At 65.3% G+C, this 15,551-nt stretch carries 20 protein-coding genes; 10 read left to right on the forward strand and 10 right to left on the reverse strand.

Features of this window, described 5'->3' with window-relative positions:
• Positions 1–25 precede the first annotated feature (25 nt).
• Positions 26–841 (reverse strand): formate/nitrite transporter family protein, encoded by an 816-nt coding sequence (locus CKJ85_RS02970; RefSeq protein WP_158221603.1) that lies wholly within the window; start codon positions 839–841, stop codon positions 26–28.
• 361 nt (positions 842–1,202) lie between these two features.
• On the opposite strand from CKJ85_RS02970, the gene rplN reads away from it, so the two are divergent.
• The 3 genes from rplN to rplE are packed head-to-tail and all read left to right on the forward strand — an operon-like array spanning position 1,203 to position 2,469.
• On the forward strand, positions 1,203–1,571 hold the full coding sequence (gene rplN / locus CKJ85_RS02975; RefSeq protein WP_095277925.1) for a 50S ribosomal protein L14: 369 nt from the start codon (positions 1,203–1,205) through the stop codon (positions 1,569–1,571).
• 3 nt (positions 1,572–1,574) lie between these two features.
• Positions 1,575–1,889 (forward strand): 50S ribosomal protein L24, encoded by a 315-nt coding sequence (rplX, locus tag CKJ85_RS02980; protein WP_095277923.1) that lies wholly within the window; start codon positions 1,575–1,577, stop codon positions 1,887–1,889.
• Between the two features lies 1 nt (position 1,890).
• Positions 1,891–2,469 carry a 50S ribosomal protein L5 gene (rplE, locus tag CKJ85_RS02985; RefSeq protein ID WP_095277921.1) on the forward strand — a complete coding sequence of 193 codons (579 nt, stop codon included), beginning with the start codon at positions 1,891–1,893 and terminating at the stop codon, positions 2,467–2,469.
• 255 nt (positions 2,470–2,724) lie between these two features.
• On the opposite strand, the gene CKJ85_RS02990 is transcribed toward rplE, so the two are convergent.
• From CKJ85_RS02990 to CKJ85_RS12165, 5 genes are read right to left on the reverse strand one after another with little or no spacing between them, the layout of a single operon-like run.
• On the reverse strand, positions 2,725–4,350 hold the full coding sequence (locus CKJ85_RS02990) for a GTPase (RefSeq protein WP_095553373.1): 1,626 nt from the start codon (positions 4,348–4,350) through the stop codon (positions 2,725–2,727).
• The gene (locus CKJ85_RS02995) at positions 4,337–6,226 is read right to left on the reverse strand and encodes a GTPase domain-containing protein (RefSeq protein WP_233126922.1); all 1,890 of its coding nucleotides are present in this window, start codon (positions 6,224–6,226) and stop codon (positions 4,337–4,339) included. The genes CKJ85_RS02990 and CKJ85_RS02995 overlap by 14 nt, the downstream gene beginning before the upstream one ends.
• A gap of 58 nt (positions 6,227–6,284) precedes the next feature.
• Positions 6,285–6,749 carry a carboxymuconolactone decarboxylase family protein gene (locus CKJ85_RS03000; protein WP_158221604.1) on the reverse strand — a complete coding sequence of 155 codons (465 nt, stop codon included), beginning with the start codon at positions 6,747–6,749 and terminating at the stop codon, positions 6,285–6,287.
• Positions 6,750–6,757: 8 nt separating this feature from the next.
• Positions 6,758–7,600 carry a formate dehydrogenase accessory sulfurtransferase FdhD gene (gene fdhD, locus CKJ85_RS03005; RefSeq protein WP_095277915.1) on the reverse strand — a complete coding sequence of 281 codons (843 nt, stop codon included), beginning with the start codon at positions 7,598–7,600 and terminating at the stop codon, positions 6,758–6,760.
• Positions 7,587–7,928 (reverse strand): DUF6457 domain-containing protein, encoded by a 342-nt coding sequence (locus CKJ85_RS12165; RefSeq protein WP_233126923.1) that lies wholly within the window; start codon positions 7,926–7,928, stop codon positions 7,587–7,589. The genes fdhD and CKJ85_RS12165 overlap by 14 nt, the downstream gene beginning before the upstream one ends.
• 151 nt (positions 7,929–8,079) lie before the next feature.
• On the opposite strand from CKJ85_RS12165, the gene CKJ85_RS03015 reads away from it, so the two are divergent.
• The 7 genes from CKJ85_RS03015 (at position 8,080) to rplO (ending at position 11,771) form a co-directional block, all read left to right on the forward strand.
• A complete protein-coding gene (locus CKJ85_RS03015) occupies positions 8,080–8,796 on the forward strand; it encodes a DUF2786 domain-containing protein (protein ID WP_095553374.1) in 717 nt (238 codons plus the stop codon).
• A 302-nt stretch (positions 8,797–9,098) separates the two neighbouring features.
• Positions 9,099–9,497, forward strand: coding sequence for a 30S ribosomal protein S8 (gene rpsH / locus CKJ85_RS03020; RefSeq protein WP_095277910.1), 399 nt, complete (start codon positions 9,099–9,101; stop codon positions 9,495–9,497).
• 18 nt (positions 9,498–9,515) lie between these two features.
• The gene (rplF, locus tag CKJ85_RS03025) at positions 9,516–10,052 is read left to right on the forward strand and encodes a 50S ribosomal protein L6 (protein ID WP_095546796.1); all 537 of its coding nucleotides are present in this window, start codon (positions 9,516–9,518) and stop codon (positions 10,050–10,052) included.
• A 2-nt stretch (positions 10,053–10,054) separates the two neighbouring features.
• Positions 10,055–10,459 carry a 50S ribosomal protein L18 gene (rplR, locus tag CKJ85_RS03030; RefSeq protein WP_095277905.1) on the forward strand — a complete coding sequence of 135 codons (405 nt, stop codon included), beginning with the start codon at positions 10,055–10,057 and terminating at the stop codon, positions 10,457–10,459.
• 40 nt (positions 10,460–10,499) lie between these two features.
• A complete protein-coding gene (gene rpsE, locus CKJ85_RS03035; RefSeq protein WP_095277903.1) occupies positions 10,500–11,123 on the forward strand; it encodes a 30S ribosomal protein S5 in 624 nt (207 codons plus the stop codon).
• 5 nt (positions 11,124–11,128) lie between these two features.
• On the forward strand, positions 11,129–11,314 hold the full coding sequence (gene rpmD / locus CKJ85_RS03040) for a 50S ribosomal protein L30 (RefSeq protein ID WP_095277900.1): 186 nt from the start codon (positions 11,129–11,131) through the stop codon (positions 11,312–11,314).
• Positions 11,315–11,321: 7 nt separating this feature from the next.
• Positions 11,322–11,771, forward strand: coding sequence for a 50S ribosomal protein L15 (rplO, locus tag CKJ85_RS03045; RefSeq protein ID WP_095277898.1), 450 nt, complete (start codon positions 11,322–11,324; stop codon positions 11,769–11,771).
• 76 nt (positions 11,772–11,847) lie between these two features.
• Here rplO and CKJ85_RS03050 read toward each other — a convergent pair whose 3' ends face one another.
• The 4 genes from CKJ85_RS03050 to CKJ85_RS03065 all read right to left on the reverse strand — a co-directional run bounded on the left by CKJ85_RS03050 (position 11,848) and on the right by CKJ85_RS03065 (position 15,344).
• Positions 11,848–12,423, reverse strand: coding sequence for a hypothetical protein (locus CKJ85_RS03050; RefSeq protein WP_133064715.1), 576 nt, complete (start codon positions 12,421–12,423; stop codon positions 11,848–11,850).
• Between the two features lie 352 nt (positions 12,424–12,775).
• Complete coding sequence (locus CKJ85_RS03055; RefSeq protein ID WP_095547633.1) at positions 12,776–13,462, reverse strand: methionine ABC transporter permease; 687 nt, start codon at positions 13,460–13,462, stop codon at positions 12,776–12,778.
• Between the two features lie 2 nt (positions 13,463–13,464).
• Positions 13,465–14,511 carry a methionine ABC transporter ATP-binding protein gene (locus CKJ85_RS03060; protein WP_095553375.1) on the reverse strand — a complete coding sequence of 349 codons (1,047 nt, stop codon included), beginning with the start codon at positions 14,509–14,511 and terminating at the stop codon, positions 13,465–13,467.
• The gene (locus CKJ85_RS03065) at positions 14,508–15,344 is read right to left on the reverse strand and encodes a MetQ/NlpA family ABC transporter substrate-binding protein (protein ID WP_095546793.1); all 837 of its coding nucleotides are present in this window, start codon (positions 15,342–15,344) and stop codon (positions 14,508–14,510) included. The genes CKJ85_RS03060 and CKJ85_RS03065 overlap by 4 nt, the downstream gene beginning before the upstream one ends.
• Between the last annotated feature and the right edge of the window lie 207 nt (positions 15,345–15,551).

The following is a 15,551-nucleotide window of genomic DNA, read 5'->3' on the forward strand; positions in this document are numbered from 1 at the left end:
GCATCCGCGCCCCGGGGGAGAGTAATTAGACCGTCTTGTGGCCGATTGGGAAGCTGCGCAGCGGGGAGACGCCGCGGTTCAGCCAGGCGTAGACGCCGCCCATGATGAGGCCGCCGCCGACGTAGTTGCCCAGCCAGACGAACAGCCAGTTGGACAGGCCGTTGGCCAGGGTGAAGCCCTCGAAGTGCTCCGGGCCGATGCCGTAGCCGGAGAGGGAGAAGATGACGAAGGACGCGATGGAGTGCTCGTAGCCCATCGCTGCGAAGGACGGGATGACCAGCACGATGGCGATGAGCTTCGCGCTAAAGTCCTTTCCGGCCTGGACTGCCATGAGGATGCCGATGTTCACCACGGCGTTCGCGAAGATGCCCTCCAGGAAGAGGTGCGCCGGGTCCTTGGCCAGCTTGCCCGCGGTGGCGCCGTAGAGGAAGTTCTCTGCGGTGACGGTGTCGAACGCGGTCGTCTTGGTGATGAAGTACGCGGTGATCAGAACGCCGAGCAGGTTGAACAGCGTGCACACGACGACGGCGAAGAACGCTTTGAACCCGGGGACGCGACCGGTGATGGTGCCGTAGGTGGCGTACATCATGTTGCCGGTGGCCAGCTCGGCACCGAGGACGATGATGATGTAGAGGGCGGTTGCGAAGATTGGGGCGAAGACATACTTACCGAAGCCGGGGAGCTGGGCCTCGACCGAGGTCGCTGCGACAGCGGCGAACGCGGTGATGATAGTGAGGAACATGCCGGCGAGCATGGAACGTACGGCGAACTTGGGGAGTTCGTGGGTGAAAAGGTACGCCTTAAAGCCGATTGATTCGGCCAATGTGCTGTCGAAGTTCATAGGTAACACCATACGTGGTTTAAGCTGCGCAATGCTAATTCTGCGCAGGTGATCCTCGCCACCGTGCCCCCGCTATTGCCCCCGTTGCGGGCATGGCCGAGAACCGGGAGGATCGGCACCGCGACAATGGTACCGGATTTGGATTTCGGGCGCATATCGTGCTTTAATACTGCAGTTGTCTCTCGCTGGTCGGGTTATAAGCGCGTTTCCGAGCTGAAAATCCGAGACCCTTCGACACCAGCTTGCGGCTTAAGGGCCGGGGCGGTGTTCGTCGATAAGCGAAGGCATGCAAGTAAGCACATGACCACGTGCGTACAGGACGGAAATCTGACGCACATCGATCCAGGTCAGGAGACCAACTGTGATTCAGCAAGAATCGCGTCTGAAGGTCGCCGACAACACTGGTGCACGCGAGCTGCTGTGCATCCGCGTTCTTGGCGGTTCTGTTCGACGCTTCGCCGGTATCGGCGACACGATCGTCGCCTCTGTGAAGGAAGCTACCCCGGGTGGCAACGTCAAGGAGGGTGAGGTTGTCAAGGCCGTCATCGTCCGCGCCACCAAGGAGACCCGTCGTCCGGACGGCTCCTACATCTCCTTCGACGAGAACGCTGCCGTTCTGATCAAGAACGACACCGAGCCGCGCGGTACCCGTATCTTCGGCCCCGTTGCTCGCGAGCTGCGCGACAAGAAGTTCATGAAGATTGTTTCTCTCGCACCGGAGGTGATCTAACTTATGAAGATCAAGAAGGGCGATATGGTCCAGGTCATCTCTGGCAAGGACAAGGGCGCGCAGGGCAAGGTCATCGAGGCCTACCCGAAGCGTGACAAGGTCCTCGTCGAGGGCGTGAACCGTGTGAAGAAGCACGTTGCAAACTCGTACAACGAGCGCGGCGCCGAGTCTGGCGGCATCGTCACCCAGGAAGCACCGATCCACGTGTCCAACGTGATGGTTCTGGATTCCGACGGCAACCCGACTCGCGTCGGCTACCGTTTTGACGAGGACGGCAACAAGGTCCGCGTAGCCAAGTCGAACGGGAAGGACATCTAGCATGAGCGAGAACTACACCCCGCGTCTGAAGACCCGCTACCAGGACGAGATCCGCACCCAGCTGAACGAGAAGTTCAGCTACGACAATGTCATGCAGATCCCGGGCCTGACCAAGATTGTTGTCAACATGGGTGTTGGCGACGCCGCGCGTGACTCCAAGGTCATCAACGGCGCACTCGAGGACCTCACCGCGATCACCGGCCAGAAGCCGCAGATTCGTCGCGCGAAGAAGTCCATCGCTAACTTCAAGCTCCGTGAAGGCATGCCGATCGGCGCGAAGGTCACCCTCCGCGGCGACCGTATGTGGGAGTTCCTGGACCGTCTCCTGACGGTCGCGCTTCCGCGTATCCGCGACTTCCGTGGCCTGAACGACAAGCAGTTCGACGGTGCAGGTAACTACACCTTCGGCCTGACCGAGCAGACCATGTTCTACGAGATCGACATTGACAAGATCGATCGCGTCCGCGGCATGGACATCACCGTCGTCACCACCGCGACGAACGACGACGAGGGTCGCGCGCTGCTGACGCACCTCGGCTTCCCGTTCGCCGACAAGGACGGCAAGATGAAGCGCGCATAAGCGCTTGCTTGATCGCTTGACGACGATGCCCCCGGCTTGGAGCCGGGGGCATTTTCGCGTTGGTGGGGTGGCAGCGCATTGGGAGGGCGCCTACTGGGTGTGAGAGATTTCTGACGTTTCCCGGAGGGGCGCCGCGTTTCACCAGGTGGCGCGGTCTAGGCCGTTGGCTGCGCGGGAAATTTTACGCATTCTCGTCATTCGGGGGCGCCCCAAGAGACGCGACAAAGCGCCCGCCGTAGGGAGAGAGCGCGCCGCCTACCCGCGGGCGAGCGCCACCCGGTCGGCGAAGCGGGCGTAGTCCTCGCGGATCTGGCCGAGCGGTGCCACCACGGTGTCCTCGCTGGCCACGGCGATCTCTCGCCGCAGCGCCGCCTTCGTGCGCCTGCGCACCCCGGAACCGAGCACCCCGCCGAACACGGCACTGACCAGGCCGATCACCAGCCCGGTGAGCAGCCCCGCCATGATGAGGAGGGTGGGGATGGGCCAGCCCTCGACGTCCGGGACCAGGTCGCCGCCGAGCAGCGGCGTAAGGACGCCGGGGACGAGGGCGACAAGCAAGTACCAGAGGACGCCGACGAGCGCGGCGACGAGAGCGAGCCACTGGATCAAGGTGAGGAGCGACCACGCCTTCGACGGTTGCGCCGGGACGCGCGTGCGGGCGACGGCGCGGTCGAGCTCCGCGGGGAGTTGCTCGGCGACCCCACCGGCCCGATCCGACACGGCGGCGGCCCACTGGGGCGGCAACCCCTGCGACACCGCCTCCGCGTACTCGCGCACGCCCCGGTTGGACACCGCCTTCGAGGCGGCGTCCAGTTCCGGGAGGGAGGAGCGGTGAACGCCGAGCTCGTCGGCGTCGTCACGCACGCCCATCCGTCTGAGTGGGTCCGGCCGGAAGCGGGTGATCCAGGAGGTTAGCAGCCAGCCGGTGCGCTCGTGCAGGCGCTTGCGGTACGCCGCGGCGGCCTTGTCGGCGATGCGGTCGGCGCTCGTCGCCTCGGCGAGCGTGGCGTCCATGTCGCGCTTCGCGTGCTTGTCCGGCCGCGATTGCTTCTCCTGCTTGGCCAGCTGCTTGCCGGAGGCGGCCGGGATGAGGTCCGCGGTGGCGGAGTGGATGTCGGCCTCGATGCGGGCGGACTGCGCCGTGTGGGCGCGGGCGACGCGGGTGATAGCGTCGCGTAAGTTGTCCAGGCCAGCGCCGGTCCGGGTGGAGGTGGGGATGACGTGGGCGTTGGAGAGGCCGTCGTCAAGCAAGAGGCCCTTGAAGGAGGCGCTGACGGTGGGGATGTCGCCCTCGGCCAGCAGATCCGACTTGTTCAGCACCGCGAGGGTCACCGCGGCGTGGTCCGCGTGGGGGCGGATGAACTGCTCGTGGATGACGCTGTCGGCGTACTTTTCGGGGTCAGACACCCAGACGAGGACGTCGACCTGGCCGGCGAGCCGCTCCGCGATCTCCCGGTTGGAGGCCTCAACGGAGTCGAAATCGGGCAGGTCAAGCAGGATGAGCGGGCCCGCGCCGGAGGCGAACTCGCCGCTGCGGGCGCGGCGGTCTTCTACGCCGAGCCAGTCGAGCAGCTCCTCGGAGCCGGCGGGCTCCCAGATCGCGGCGAGCGGGGAGGAGGTCGTCGGGCGGCGCGCGGCGGCCTTGCCAAGGTCCTCGCCGACGATGGCGTTGAACAGCGAGGTCTTGCCCGACCCGGTGGCGCCGAAAAAGCCAACGACGGTGTGCTCGGCGGACAGGGCGCGTCGTTCAGCGCCGGCGCGGGCGACCTTCTCGAGGCGCTCGCGCTGCGCGGGGGAGAGGTAGGGGCGGCCGATCTCCGCGGCCTGCCCGAGCGCGTCGAGCCGCTCGCCGAGCGGTGGCTTCGAGCTAAACAGCGCCATCGGTGCCCCCGTCCTGCCCGTCCGGGCGCGTGAACGTGCCGCGCAGCTGGTCCAGGAGGCCGCGCAGCTTCGAGTCGGCCTCGCCGGAGCTTTGTTGCTTGTCGACGCCACGCTCACCGCCCGCAACCGCCGGGAGGTTCGCCGGGGCGGGCAGGGCCTCCGGGAAGCGGACGCTGGCCTGCGCGCGGGCCTGGCCTGCCGCCTCGCGCAGCTGGTCCGCGGTGGCGCCACGGTGCAGCGGGGCGGTGACGTCGCGGTAGCGGTTGCGCTCGGCCTCCATGAGCACCTCGAGGCGCTCGTTGAGGTCGGCCTTCGCCTCGGCGGCCATGCGGCGCACCGTGTCCTCGCCGAAGATGGTTTCCAGCATCTTCTGTCCCACCACTGCGGAGCCGCCGGCGATGGCGACCTCGCCGCCGGTCAGCCCCGCGGTAGAGGCGAACACGACGAGCATCAGCGCGACGGTGAGGACGTTGAGGCCCAGCGACATCGCGCGGGCCCGCTGGCGTTTCTGGCCGGCGGTGTCCTGGATTCGCTCCAGCATGGCCTGCTGCCAGTCGCGGACGAGGCGGGCCGCGTCGTCGGAGACGGTGGCGCTGGCGCGGGCCAGCGACGGGTCCGCCTGGGCGCGCAGCTCCGGGGCGACCGTGCCGACGTGGGACCAGGAGCGTGCGGCGGCGGTCTCGGCGGCGTCGATAAGCACTGCGTGCAGCCCGGTTTCAATCTCCGTTTCCACCTCGCGCAGCGGGGCGGGCTGGCCCGTGAAGAAGCTGCCCACCTTGTCTACGGCCTGGGAGAACCAGCGCTCGACGCCGCGGAAGACATCCGAGGTGCCCACGACGTCTTGCCAGCGGTCCATGACCTCGGTGCGCAAGAGCTTGCCGTCGCTGGTCGCCTCGATGACGTGCTGGCTGGCGGCGCGGTACTGCTCTGAAATCGCCGCGTCCAGCTGGTTCGCAAACGCCTCCTGTTGCTCGCGGGCAGCAGTGAGCTTGTCGACGCGCCCGAGCGCCCCCGCTAGCGCACCCGCGACCGTCTTGCCGGCCACGTCGCGGCGGGCCGCGGTGTCGTTGGCCAGGGTGGACAGGTAGTCGCGCAGCGGGGCTACCACCTCGTTGGGCAGGAACTCGTCCGTGCCGGTGACGAAGGGGACGGTGAACACCGTCGCGCCCGTCAGCCCGGCCTGGTCCATCATGCGGCGCAGGTCCGCGGGGACGGTCTCGGCGGAGGACTCGTCGAGGCGGTTGAGCACCACGACCACCTCGATGCCGCGGCCGGCGGCGTCGTTGAGGAAGTTCCACACCAGCTGGTCCGCGTAGCGCGCGGGCGTGGTGACGAAGATCCACAGGTCCGCGGCCGCCAAGAGCTGGGAGGCCAGGGCCCTGTTGTGGTCGTCGATGGAGTCGAAATCGGGGGCGTCGACAAGCGCGAGGCCCTCGGGGATCTGTTCGGTGCGCACGATGCGCAGCGTGGTGGACTGCTCGTCGCCGGCGCCGTGGGAGCGGGCGAGGCCGGGCAGGACCTCCGGGGAGTTGAACCAGTCCGCGTTGGCGGGGTTGGCCACCAGGATCGGCTGGCGTGTGGTCGGGCGGATCACGCCCGGGTTGGATACGTGCTCCTGCAGGACCCCGTTGACCAGCGTGGACTTGCCGGATCCGGTAGAGCCGCCGATGACGGCCAGCAGCGGCGCGTCGAGGTTGCTCAGGCGGGGCAGGATGTAATCGTCGAACTGGTTGACCACGGCGCGGGCGTCGGCGGCTGCGGCGCTGTCGGTGGGGACGTCGGTGTCGGCGACCGCATCGCGGAGGTCACGGACGGCGCCGAGCAGAGCGGCGGCATCCGTCCCGTCGGCGGGAGCGGGGGAGTGGGGTGTATTCACGCCCACCATCTTGGCACAACCTTGGCGTGACGCCGGGTGCGCTGCCGGTGCTTTTGGGCTACTGCAGGTCGAAGTCGGTGACGCGCGCGACGTCGCGGGGGTCCTGCTTGAAGGCGATGCCGAGACGGTTGTAGCTGTTCACGCTCACAATTCCCACGATGAGCGCGCGGGTGACTTCCTCTCCGAGGGCGTCCAGCGCGCGGTTCCACAGGTCGTCCGGGAGGGAATCGGGGGCGTCATCGAGCTCGGTGATCGTATCGGCGAGCTCGAGGATGAGCGCCTCGGTCTCGCTGAACTCGCTGGCGTGGCGGGTCCACTGCTCGACCTTGAGGATGTAGTCCTCGCTCCAACCGTGCTCGCGGGCATTGCGACGGTGGATGGCCGTGCAGACCGTGCAGCCGTTGATGGCGGTGGCGCGGACGGCGGCGAGGTGCCCGAAATCGGGGTCGAGTTTCTCCCGCATGTACTGCATGGGCGGGTAGAACATGTCGATGATCTCTTGGGGGACTTCGCGCGCGGTCATGCTGGGGATCATACCGAAGCGAGGGTGCCGGCGTACAGGTTAAAGTGACGGTCCCTGACAAAGCCTGCGAGCGCCATGTTGGTCTCGCGCGCCAGCTCCACTGCCAGCGACGACGCGGCGGAAACCGCCACCAGCGCGGGGAATCCCGCCATGGCCGCCTTTTGGACGAGCTCGAACGAGGCGCGCGAGCTCATCACCAGCACCATGTCGTCCGCGGGGAGGCGGCCCTCCAGCAGCAGGTGGCCGATGACCTTGTCCGCGGCGTTGTGGCGGCCGATGTCCTCGCGCACGACGATCGGGTTGCCCGCAAGGTCGAACGCACCCGCGGCGTGGATCCCGCCTGTCTTTCTGAACTGCTTCTGCTCCGCGCGCAGCGCGTCGGGCAGCGTCACCACGAGCTCTGGGTCTAGCTCGATCGGGGTGATGGGCATGTGGACTTTGTGCAGCAGCTCGCTAATAGACTGCGTGCCGCAGACACCGCACGCGCTGGTAGTTGGGGTGAGACGGATGAACTCCGGCGTGACCGGCTTTGCCGTCTCGGCGAGCTCCAAGTCAAGCAGGTTATAGGTGTTCTCGCCGCCAGATCCGACGGCGCCTGCACAGTAGCGGGCCGTGCGCACATCCTGCGGCGCGGTAATCAGGCCTTCCGCGTAGCACCAGCCGTGCGCGAGCTCCACGTCGTGGCCCGGGGTGCGCATTGTGGTGGTGAGCGTCTCCCCGCCGGCGCGGATCTCCAACGGCTCCTCGGTGGTGACGGTATCCGCGCGGGTGTCTGTGAACACCCGCCCCGCCTGCTCGCCGTCGCCGAGGGTGACCTTGGTGACGGCGAAGCGCTGGTTAATCCTGCTCATCGCCCGCGTGGCTCCCGTCGTTGTTGTCGCTGTTGTCGGTGGTGCCGTAGCGCTCGAGCAGCTGCGTGGTCGCCTCAATGAGTTTGCGGGTCGCCGACTCCGTCGCGTCCGGCGTGGCGTCCGGGCCCAGCTGTTGCCCCGCCGCGAGCCCGACAAGAAACGCCGTGGTGGGCGCCGCCGGGCGCGACGGCCCGTTGTGGGCCACAGCGGCGGTGAGGTCCAGCACGTCGCCCACTAGCGAGCGCACCGCCTCGGGCGCGACGCCGAGTTCTTTCGCCACGGCGGCGAGCCATTCGTGGGTGGTGTGCAGTGCATCGTCCTTCGCCATGAGTTCTCCTTTCGGTGTTGGGCCAGGATAGCGCGTTGCGTCAAATGCGGAGCGCGGTCTGGCCATTCGCGGATCCCCAATCGGGTAGCGGAATCAAACGAAGTGTAGTAAAGATAACCGTACTAAACAAAATACACGAAAGGCAATGGCAATGCAAGATAACACCAAGGTAAAAGAGCGTGTGCAAAAGCTGCTCAACCAGGCTAAAGATCGCGAGGGGACACCCGAAGGGGACTCGTTTTACGCGAAGGCCTTTGACCTGATGGCTGCGTACGGATTCTCCGAGCGCGACCTGTCGCAGCCGGAAGCGGAAAAGGCCGCGACTTACCGAATCTTTAAGATCGCCGGAACATACACCGATATGCAGGCAAAGCTCCTGCTCTGTATCGCGCAGGCGCTGCACTGCGCCGGCTTTTACCAGCGCGTGTACAATTCCACGCGCGTCAACCAGGTCACGGTGTTTGGGCTGGAGAGTCATCTCGAGCGCGTGAGTCTGCTGTACTCCATGCTCCGCGTGGTCATGCTGGACGGCGCCGGCCAGCTCAGGGCCACGAGTCTTGCGGAATCCATCGTGGTCACCCGCCGCTCGTACATGACGGGCTACGCCATCCGTATCGGCCAACGCCTCGCCGAGGCAGAGCATCGCGTCACCGAGTCATCGAGCGAGTATGCGCTCGTGCTTATCGACGATGCCGAGCAGGCCCGCAACGCCCAGGCGGAATTCGCCGCCGCACACGGCCTGTACATCCACGCCGACTCATCGAACCGTTCCTTCGACCCCGCTGCGTACGTCCAGGGGCAGCAAGCGGGCGATGCCTCCGACATTGGGCAGACGCGCGTCGCTCCGCGGCCCGCGTTGCCGTTCTGAAGAGAAGGTTGGGTGGCGGGCGAGTGGGCGTCGAAAAGCGATTTGCCCTGGAAGGAGCGCAAGGTATAGGGTTATCGGTCGGACTTGTGTGACGAGCACAAGCCGAAAGACCAACTGTACATCCAACTTTGTTGCAGGCCCCCCGCCAGAATGCGGACCGCGTGCAAGGGAGGCGGCGAGCGCCCCACGTTACTGAGCGTGGGGAGCGTGAAGTAGCCCCCGACAGACCACACGGCAAACGCGACCTTTCAGGGTCAGGTGGGCTTAGGGAACCGCAACGAGAAAGGAACCGGTCACTCACTATGACCATGACTGATCCGATTGCGGACATGCTGTCCCGCGTGCGCAACGCAAACAATGCGCAGCACGACAGCGTGTCCATGCCGTCCTCGAAGCTCAAGGCGAACATCGCCGAGATTCTGAAGCAGGAAGGCTACATCGCTGACTACAAGGTTGAGGACACCAAGGTGGGCAAGGAACTCACCCTGGACCTCAAGTACGGCCCGACCCGCGAGGCTTCCATCGCTGGTCTGCGCCGCGTTTCCAAGCCGGGTCTGCGCGTGTACGCAAAGTCCACCGACCTGCCGCAGGTCCTCGGAGGCCTGGGCGTGGCCATCATCTCCACGTCCCACGGTCTCCTGACCGACCGTCAGGCCCAAGAGAAGGGTGTAGGCGGGGAAGTCCTCGCTTACGTCTGGTAAAGGGAGGTTGAAAAGACTATGTCGCGTGTAGGTAACGCACCCATCGCAATCCCGAACAACGTTGAAACCAAGGTCGACGGTCAGACCGTCGAGGTCAAGGGCCCGAAGGGCACCATGACCGTCGAGGTTCCGGCCCCGATCACCGTTGCGGTTGAGGAGAACCAGATTGTGGTGTCCCGCCCGGACGACCACCGCAAGAACCGCTCGCTGCACGGCCTGTCGCGTTCGCTGATCAACAACCTTGTGATCGGCGTGACCGAGGGCTACAAGATCAACATGGAGATCTTCGGCGTCGGCTACCGCGTGCAGCAGAAGGGCAAGGACCTCGAGTTCTCCCTCGGCTACTCGCACCCGATCCTGATTGAGGCGCCCGAAGGCATCACCTTTGCTGTCGACGGCAACACCAAGCTCTCGATCGAAGGTACCGACAAGCAGCAGGTTGGCCAGATTGCGGCGAACATCCGCCGTCTGCGTAAGGATGACCCGTACAAGGGTAAGGGCATCCGCTACGCGGGCGAGCAGGTACGTCGCAAGGTCGGAAAGACGGGTAAGTAATCATGAGCAATACTGCAGAGAACACCAAGCGCACCCCGATTGGCAAGGACATCTCGTCCCGCCGTCGCGAGGCTCGCGCACGTCGCCACAACCGCATCCGCAAGACCCTGCGTGGCACCCCGGAGACCCCGCGTCTCGTCGTGCACCGCTCGTCCCGCCACATCCACGTGCAGGTCATCGACGATCTGGCTGGCCACACTCTCGTGGCCGCTTCCTCCATGGAGCCGGACGTCCGCAACCTGGACGGGGACAAGAAGGACAAGGCAGCCAAGGTCGGCGCACTCGTCGCAGAGCGCGCCAAGGCAGCTGGCATCGAAGAGATCGTCTTCGACCGCGGCGGCTACAAGTACCACGGCCGCGTTGCGGCTCTTGCTGAAGCAGCTCGTGAAGGTGGTCTGAAGTTCTAATGATCACCGCAACCATCACCATCAACGGAAGGATCGCGTAATGGCCGAACGTGAACGGCGTGACGGCGGACGCTCCGCCGACAACCAGAACAACAAAGGCAACAAGAACGAGCGCGGTGGCCGCGGCCGCCGCAACCAGAACGACGAGCGCGACAAGTACATCGAGCGCGTCATCACCATTAACCGCGTCGCAAAGACCGTTAAGGGTGGCCGCAACATGTCCTTCACCGCACTCGTTGTGGTCGGCGACGGCCAGGGCATGGTCGGCGTCGGCTACGGCAAGGCGAAGGAAGTTCCCGCCGCAATCCAGAAGGGTGCCGAGGAAGCTCGCAAGAACTTCTTCCGCGTCCCGATGATCGGCGGCACCATCCCGCACCCGGTCCAGGGTGAGGAAGCTGCGGGCGTCGTTATGCTTCGCCCGGCTGCTCCCGGTACCGGTGTCATCGCCGGCGGCGCTGTCCGCCCGGTGCTCGAGTGCGCAGGCGTCCAGGACATCCTGGCCAAGTCCCTCGGTTCCGACAACGCCCTGAACGTCGTTCAGGCAACCGTTGCCGGACTGAAGGAACTGGTGCGCCCCGAAGAGGTCGCCGCGAAGCGTGGCAAGGACGTCGAGGACGTTGCCCCGGCCCGTATGCTGCGCGCACGCGCAGGACAGGAGGCGTAAGCACAATGGCACTGAAGATCACACTGCACCACGGTAAGGTCGGCGAGAAGCCGCAGACCATCCAGAACCTCGAGGCTCTGGGCCTGCGCAAGATCGGCCAGTCCGTGATCAAGAAGGACAACGCCGCTACCCGCGGCCAGGTGCTCAAGGTCCGTCACCTTGTCACCGTTGAAGAAGTTGCAGGGGAGTAGAGACAACATGGCTGACATCATCAAGCTTCATGATCTGCGCCCGGCAAAGGGTGCAAACAAGGCGAAGCGCCGCGTTGGCCGCGGTGAAGCTGGAAAGGGCGGCAAGACCGCCGGCCGCGGTACCAAGGGTACGAAGGCTCGCTACCAGGTTTCCGCAGCGTTTGAGGGTGGCCAGATGCCGCTGCACATGCGTCTGCCGAAGCTGAAGGGCTTCAAGAACCCGAACCGCGTTGAGTTCCAGGTAGTGAACGTCAACGATCTGGCCAAGGCCTTCCCGAACGGCGGCGCCGTGTCCATCGAGGACATCGTCGCAGCCGGCCTGGTTCGCAAGAACCAGCCCGTGAAGGTTCTGGGCAACGGTGACATCGACGTCAAGCTCGACGTCACCGCCAACAAGTTCTCCAAGTCCGCAGCGGAGAAGATCCAGGCTGCCGGCGGCTCCGTCACTGAGGCGTAAGCGCCTTTTCCGAGCCGAGAACGCTCGAGCCCGCCACCCCTTGTTTTAAGGGGTGGCGGGCTTTTTGCGTTGAAGGTTAGAGGTTTAGCGGCAGCTCAAACACAAGGTCCTCGCACATGATGCGTGCGTTTGCGTTGCCGTCCCACACTGGGCTGAGGCCAACCTCTTTGAGCGCTTCGACTACTAGGGCGGCAACTTCGGCATCCGTTTCCAGGCTTGGGTTTTCATAATCCCCGAAGCCGAAGTAGAGGAGCCCGATGTGGATGACGCTGTCCACATCCTGCTGGGTGCAGTAGGCATAGCCCCGGTGGCCGGCCTTTTCGGCGTGCGTGCCGCCGTCCTCGACCGCTTCGTCCTTGGTGTAGCCTTCGTCGAAGGAGAACGAGATGTTGCGCTTTGCTAGCGCCTCGTGCAGAGCTTGGATGCGCTTGGCGTCCTCGGAGGCCTCCGGCACGAGGCGGGCGTATTCTGCGCTGACTTCCTCTACCAGGGGTGTTGGGTCGGAGTCCATGTTGTCCTCCAACCACGCGGTGATTTCATCGCGGTGCCATCCGTGGCAGAGCAGGAGAGAAATCTGGCTGGTGGTTTCGTCTGCCTCGTAGACGCCGTCGGCGGGTGGGAATTTGCTTTTGGTCATGGCGTGGGGGCTCATGCCCCTGCAGTGTAGCGAAAAGAGGGTACGGTGGCCACGGGTTGGGCGCGTTCAAGTCAGAGCAGGTCGCTGGGCACGGCTAAACAGCGCAAGCAGGAGCTCGATTATCGGTCCCCGATCGGGGTTTCACGAAGTGCTGGTTGCGCTGTTTAGGCCCCGGGTGGGTGAGAACGAGCTCCAGGTTGCGCTGTTTAGGCTCCGGGACAGGCGGGGACGAGTTCCTGTTGGCGCTGTCTGCGCTCGAGGCGGCGTTGCCAGCTAGACGACGAGAACACGATGACAAACACGCAGACATTCCCAGTCTTCTCGTCATGTAGCGCGGAAGGCACAGGCCGCATCACCGGAGAGCCAGTTACGCCCTCGCGCGGTGCGCGAGACGGTTTCCAATGGACTGGATCGCCTGGACCACGACGATCAGGATGATCACGGTGGTGAGCATGGCGACGGAGTCGAACTGCTGGTAGCCGTACGAGATGGCGAGGTCGCCAACGCCACCGCCGCCGATGGTGCCGGCCATGGCGGTCGCGGAGATGAGACCGACGGTCGCCGTCGTTACCGCGAGGATGATCGAGGACTTTGCCTCCGGCAGCAGGAAGTGCCGGATGGTTTGGCCCATCGTGGCGCCCATGGAGTCGGCCGCCTCGGTGATGCCGGGGTTGACCTCCAGGAGCGACTGCTCGATGAGTCGCGCGATGAATGGCGCGATGTACAGGGTCAACGGCACGAGCGCCGCCGTGGTGCCGATCGCGGTGCCGGCAATCACGCGGGTGAAGGGCGAGATCGCCACCAGCAGGATGATGAACGGCAGCGAGCGAACCACGTTGACCAGGACGTTGAGGACGCCGTAGGCAATCGGGTTCGGCTTCAGCCCGCCCGGGCGCGTGATTACCAGGGCGAGCGCCAGTGGGATGCCGATGAGGGCGCCGACGAAGAGCGAGATGCCGACCATGTAGACGGTCTCGCCAAACGAGTCGATGTACATGGATGGGGTCACGCGCGACCCTGTCGTGTCGCGCCACCAGGAGTTCAGCTGATCCATGGTTATGCGTCCTTTCCGCTACGAATGCGATTGACGGAAACTCCCTCGAGCCCTTCCAGCCACGCCACGGCGTCGGCTACGTCCTGCGTGGCACCGCCGCGAAGGCCGAGCACGGTCGCGCCGACGGTCGTGCCGGCGAGGTCGGCGTCCGAGGAGGACAGCAGCTGCGCGTCCAGGCCGAAGCGGTTGATCAGCTCGGTGAACACGCCGGAGGCGGCGCGCCCGGAGTGAATGAGCTGGACCACTTGGTCGAAGGCGCTGGCGTCGATAGTGGCCCGAACGCTCTCGGAGATTTCCCGGGGGATCACGGTCTCGACGAAGCGCTGCGTCAATGCCGCCTGCGGGTCGGCGAAGACCTCCGCGACGGGGCCGGACTCGACCAGCTTGCCGGAATCCAAGACCGCAACGGAGTCCGCGAGCCGGGCGACAACATCCATTTGGTGCGTGATGAGCAGGATGGTCACGCCGAGTTCGGCGTTGATGGCGCGCAGGAGGTCGAGGATCTGGGTGGTGGTCAGCGGGTCGAGGGCGGACGTGGGTTCGTCGCAAAGCAAAATGCTCGGATTGGTCACCAGCGCACGGGCGATGCCGACGCGCTGGCGCTGCCCGCCCGAAAGCTGGCGCGGCTTGTGGTCGGCGCGGTCGGTCAGGCCGACGAGCTCGAGGACCTCGTTGACGCGGCGAGTGATCTCCGCCTTCGGCGTCTTGGACAGCAGCAGGGGAGTGGCGACGTTTTGCGCGACGGTCTTGGTTTCCAGCAGGTTGTAGTTCTGGAAGACCATCGAGACCTCGCGGCGCAGCTCGCGCAGCTCCTTCGGGCTCAGCTCGGACGGCTGGCGGCCGAGCACCGTGACGGTGCCGGAGGTGGGCGACTCAAGGCCGTTGACCGTGCGGATCAGCGTGGATTTGCCCGCACCAGACGTGCCGACGACACCGAAGATCCCGCCCGTGGGGACGGCGAACGTGATGTCGTCGAGCGCGGCGAACGCGCCTCCGGAGGTATCAAAGACCTTGGAGACGTGGTCGAAGGCGACGGCGGGGCCGGTCACTGCAGCGACTCCGGGAGGAACCAGTAGTTGTTCTCGTTGTGCTCGTTCAAGTAGTCCTTGAACTCGTCGGAACGGTAGGCGTCAGCCACGGCCTTCGCCCACGGCTTGTCGGCCTTGTCCTCGGTGGTCACGGCCACGAGGATCAGCTCCGGACGCAGGTTCTCCTGGAAGAGCTGCAGGTTCGGGTCCAGGCCCGCGGAGTAGGACATGGAGCCCGGGATCACGGCCCAGTCCAGGTCGGGCAGGGAGCGCGACAGGTTTGCCGAGTCCATCGGCTGGATGTCCAGGTTGTGCGGGTTCTCAGCGATGTCGGCCTCGGAGACGAGCGTCTCGTCGGCGTCGTCGCGGAGGGTGATCCAGCCGGCGTCGACAAGCACGTGCAGGGCGCGCGACTTGTTCGAGCCGTCCATCGGGACGCCCACGGACTGGCCATCGGCGACCTCGTCGATGCTCTGGTGCTGCTCCGAGTACACGCCAGCGGGCACGGTCGGGACCTCGGTGATGGAGGTGAGATCCGCGCCCTTCTCGTTGTTAAACACGTTCATCCAGCCGGTGTGCTGGTCCACGTTGAGATCCGCGGAGCCCTCGGCCAGCGCCGTGTCGGCCTGGGTGAGGTCGGTGAACGACTGGTAGTCGACGTTGTAGCCCTCCTTCTCCAGGATCGGGCCAACGGCGTCCTCGAACAGCTCCGAGTACGGGCCGGGCGAGGTGGCCACGCGGATGGTCTCCAGGTCACCGTCGGCGGTGGTGTTGTCGCTCGACTCGCCCGAGCAAGCGGTCAGCCCCAGCGTGAGTGCGGCGGCTGTGGTCAGTGCTGCGAATTTCTTCAGCATGACAGTCCTTTCGATCAGGATTAATCTCGACAAATCAGTACCTTAAACCTATCGGTCCAGAAATTCAAGACAGAGTTGTCTATCGGCGGGGCTCGATGCCTATCGACGCCACGCCTCGGCCCCGCAGCCGAATGGGGCGAGCTGTGCCTGGGCTGGAAAGGTGCCAGAAAGGTGCGAATCTCCTTGTGGTGACATTGGAGCAACCCG

It is taken from the genome of Corynebacterium sp. NML 150383 (assembly GCF_002285085.1).
Taxonomy (GTDB): Bacteria; Actinomycetota; Actinomycetes; order Mycobacteriales; family Mycobacteriaceae; genus Corynebacterium; species Corynebacterium gottingense.

Coding starts and splice junctions, on each gene's coding strand:
- CKJ85_RS12165 (WP_233126923.1), bottom strand. CDS start 7,928: ATGGCGAAGGACGATGCACTGCACACCACCCACGAATGGCTCGCCGCC.
- rpmD (WP_095277900.1), top strand. CDS start 11,129: ATGGCACTGAAGATCACACTGCACCACGGTAAGGTCGGCGAGAAGCCG.
- CKJ85_RS03055 (WP_095547633.1), bottom strand. CDS start 13,462: ATGGATCAGCTGAACTCCTGGTGGCGCGACACGACAGGGTCGCGCGTG.
- CKJ85_RS03050 (WP_133064715.1), bottom strand. CDS start 12,423: ATGAGCCCCCACGCCATGACCAAAAGCAAATTCCCACCCGCCGACGGC.
- rpsE (WP_095277903.1), top strand. CDS start 10,500: ATGGCCGAACGTGAACGGCGTGACGGCGGACGCTCCGCCGACAACCAG.
- rplE (WP_095277921.1), top strand. CDS start 1,891: ATGAGCGAGAACTACACCCCGCGTCTGAAGACCCGCTACCAGGACGAG.
- rplR (WP_095277905.1), top strand. CDS start 10,055: ATGAGCAATACTGCAGAGAACACCAAGCGCACCCCGATTGGCAAGGAC.
- fdhD (WP_095277915.1), bottom strand. CDS start 7,600: ATGAGCAGGATTAACCAGCGCTTCGCCGTCACCAAGGTCACCCTCGGC.
- CKJ85_RS02990 (WP_095553373.1), bottom strand. CDS start 4,350: ATGGCGCTGTTTAGCTCGAAGCCACCGCTCGGCGAGCGGCTCGACGCG.
- CKJ85_RS03065 (WP_095546793.1), bottom strand. CDS start 15,344: ATGCTGAAGAAATTCGCAGCACTGACCACAGCCGCCGCACTCACGCTG.
- rplO (WP_095277898.1), top strand. CDS start 11,322: ATGGCTGACATCATCAAGCTTCATGATCTGCGCCCGGCAAAGGGTGCA.
- rplF (WP_095546796.1), top strand. CDS start 9,516: ATGTCGCGTGTAGGTAACGCACCCATCGCAATCCCGAACAACGTTGAA.
- rpsH (WP_095277910.1), top strand. CDS start 9,099: ATGACCATGACTGATCCGATTGCGGACATGCTGTCCCGCGTGCGCAAC.
- CKJ85_RS03015 (WP_095553374.1), top strand. CDS start 8,080: ATGCAAGATAACACCAAGGTAAAAGAGCGTGTGCAAAAGCTGCTCAAC.
- CKJ85_RS02970 (WP_158221603.1), bottom strand. CDS start 841: ATGAACTTCGACAGCACATTGGCCGAATCAATCGGCTTTAAGGCGTAC.
- CKJ85_RS03000 (WP_158221604.1), bottom strand. CDS start 6,749: ATGACCGCGCGCGAAGTCCCCCAAGAGATCATCGACATGTTCTACCCG.
- rplX (WP_095277923.1), top strand. CDS start 1,575: ATGAAGATCAAGAAGGGCGATATGGTCCAGGTCATCTCTGGCAAGGAC.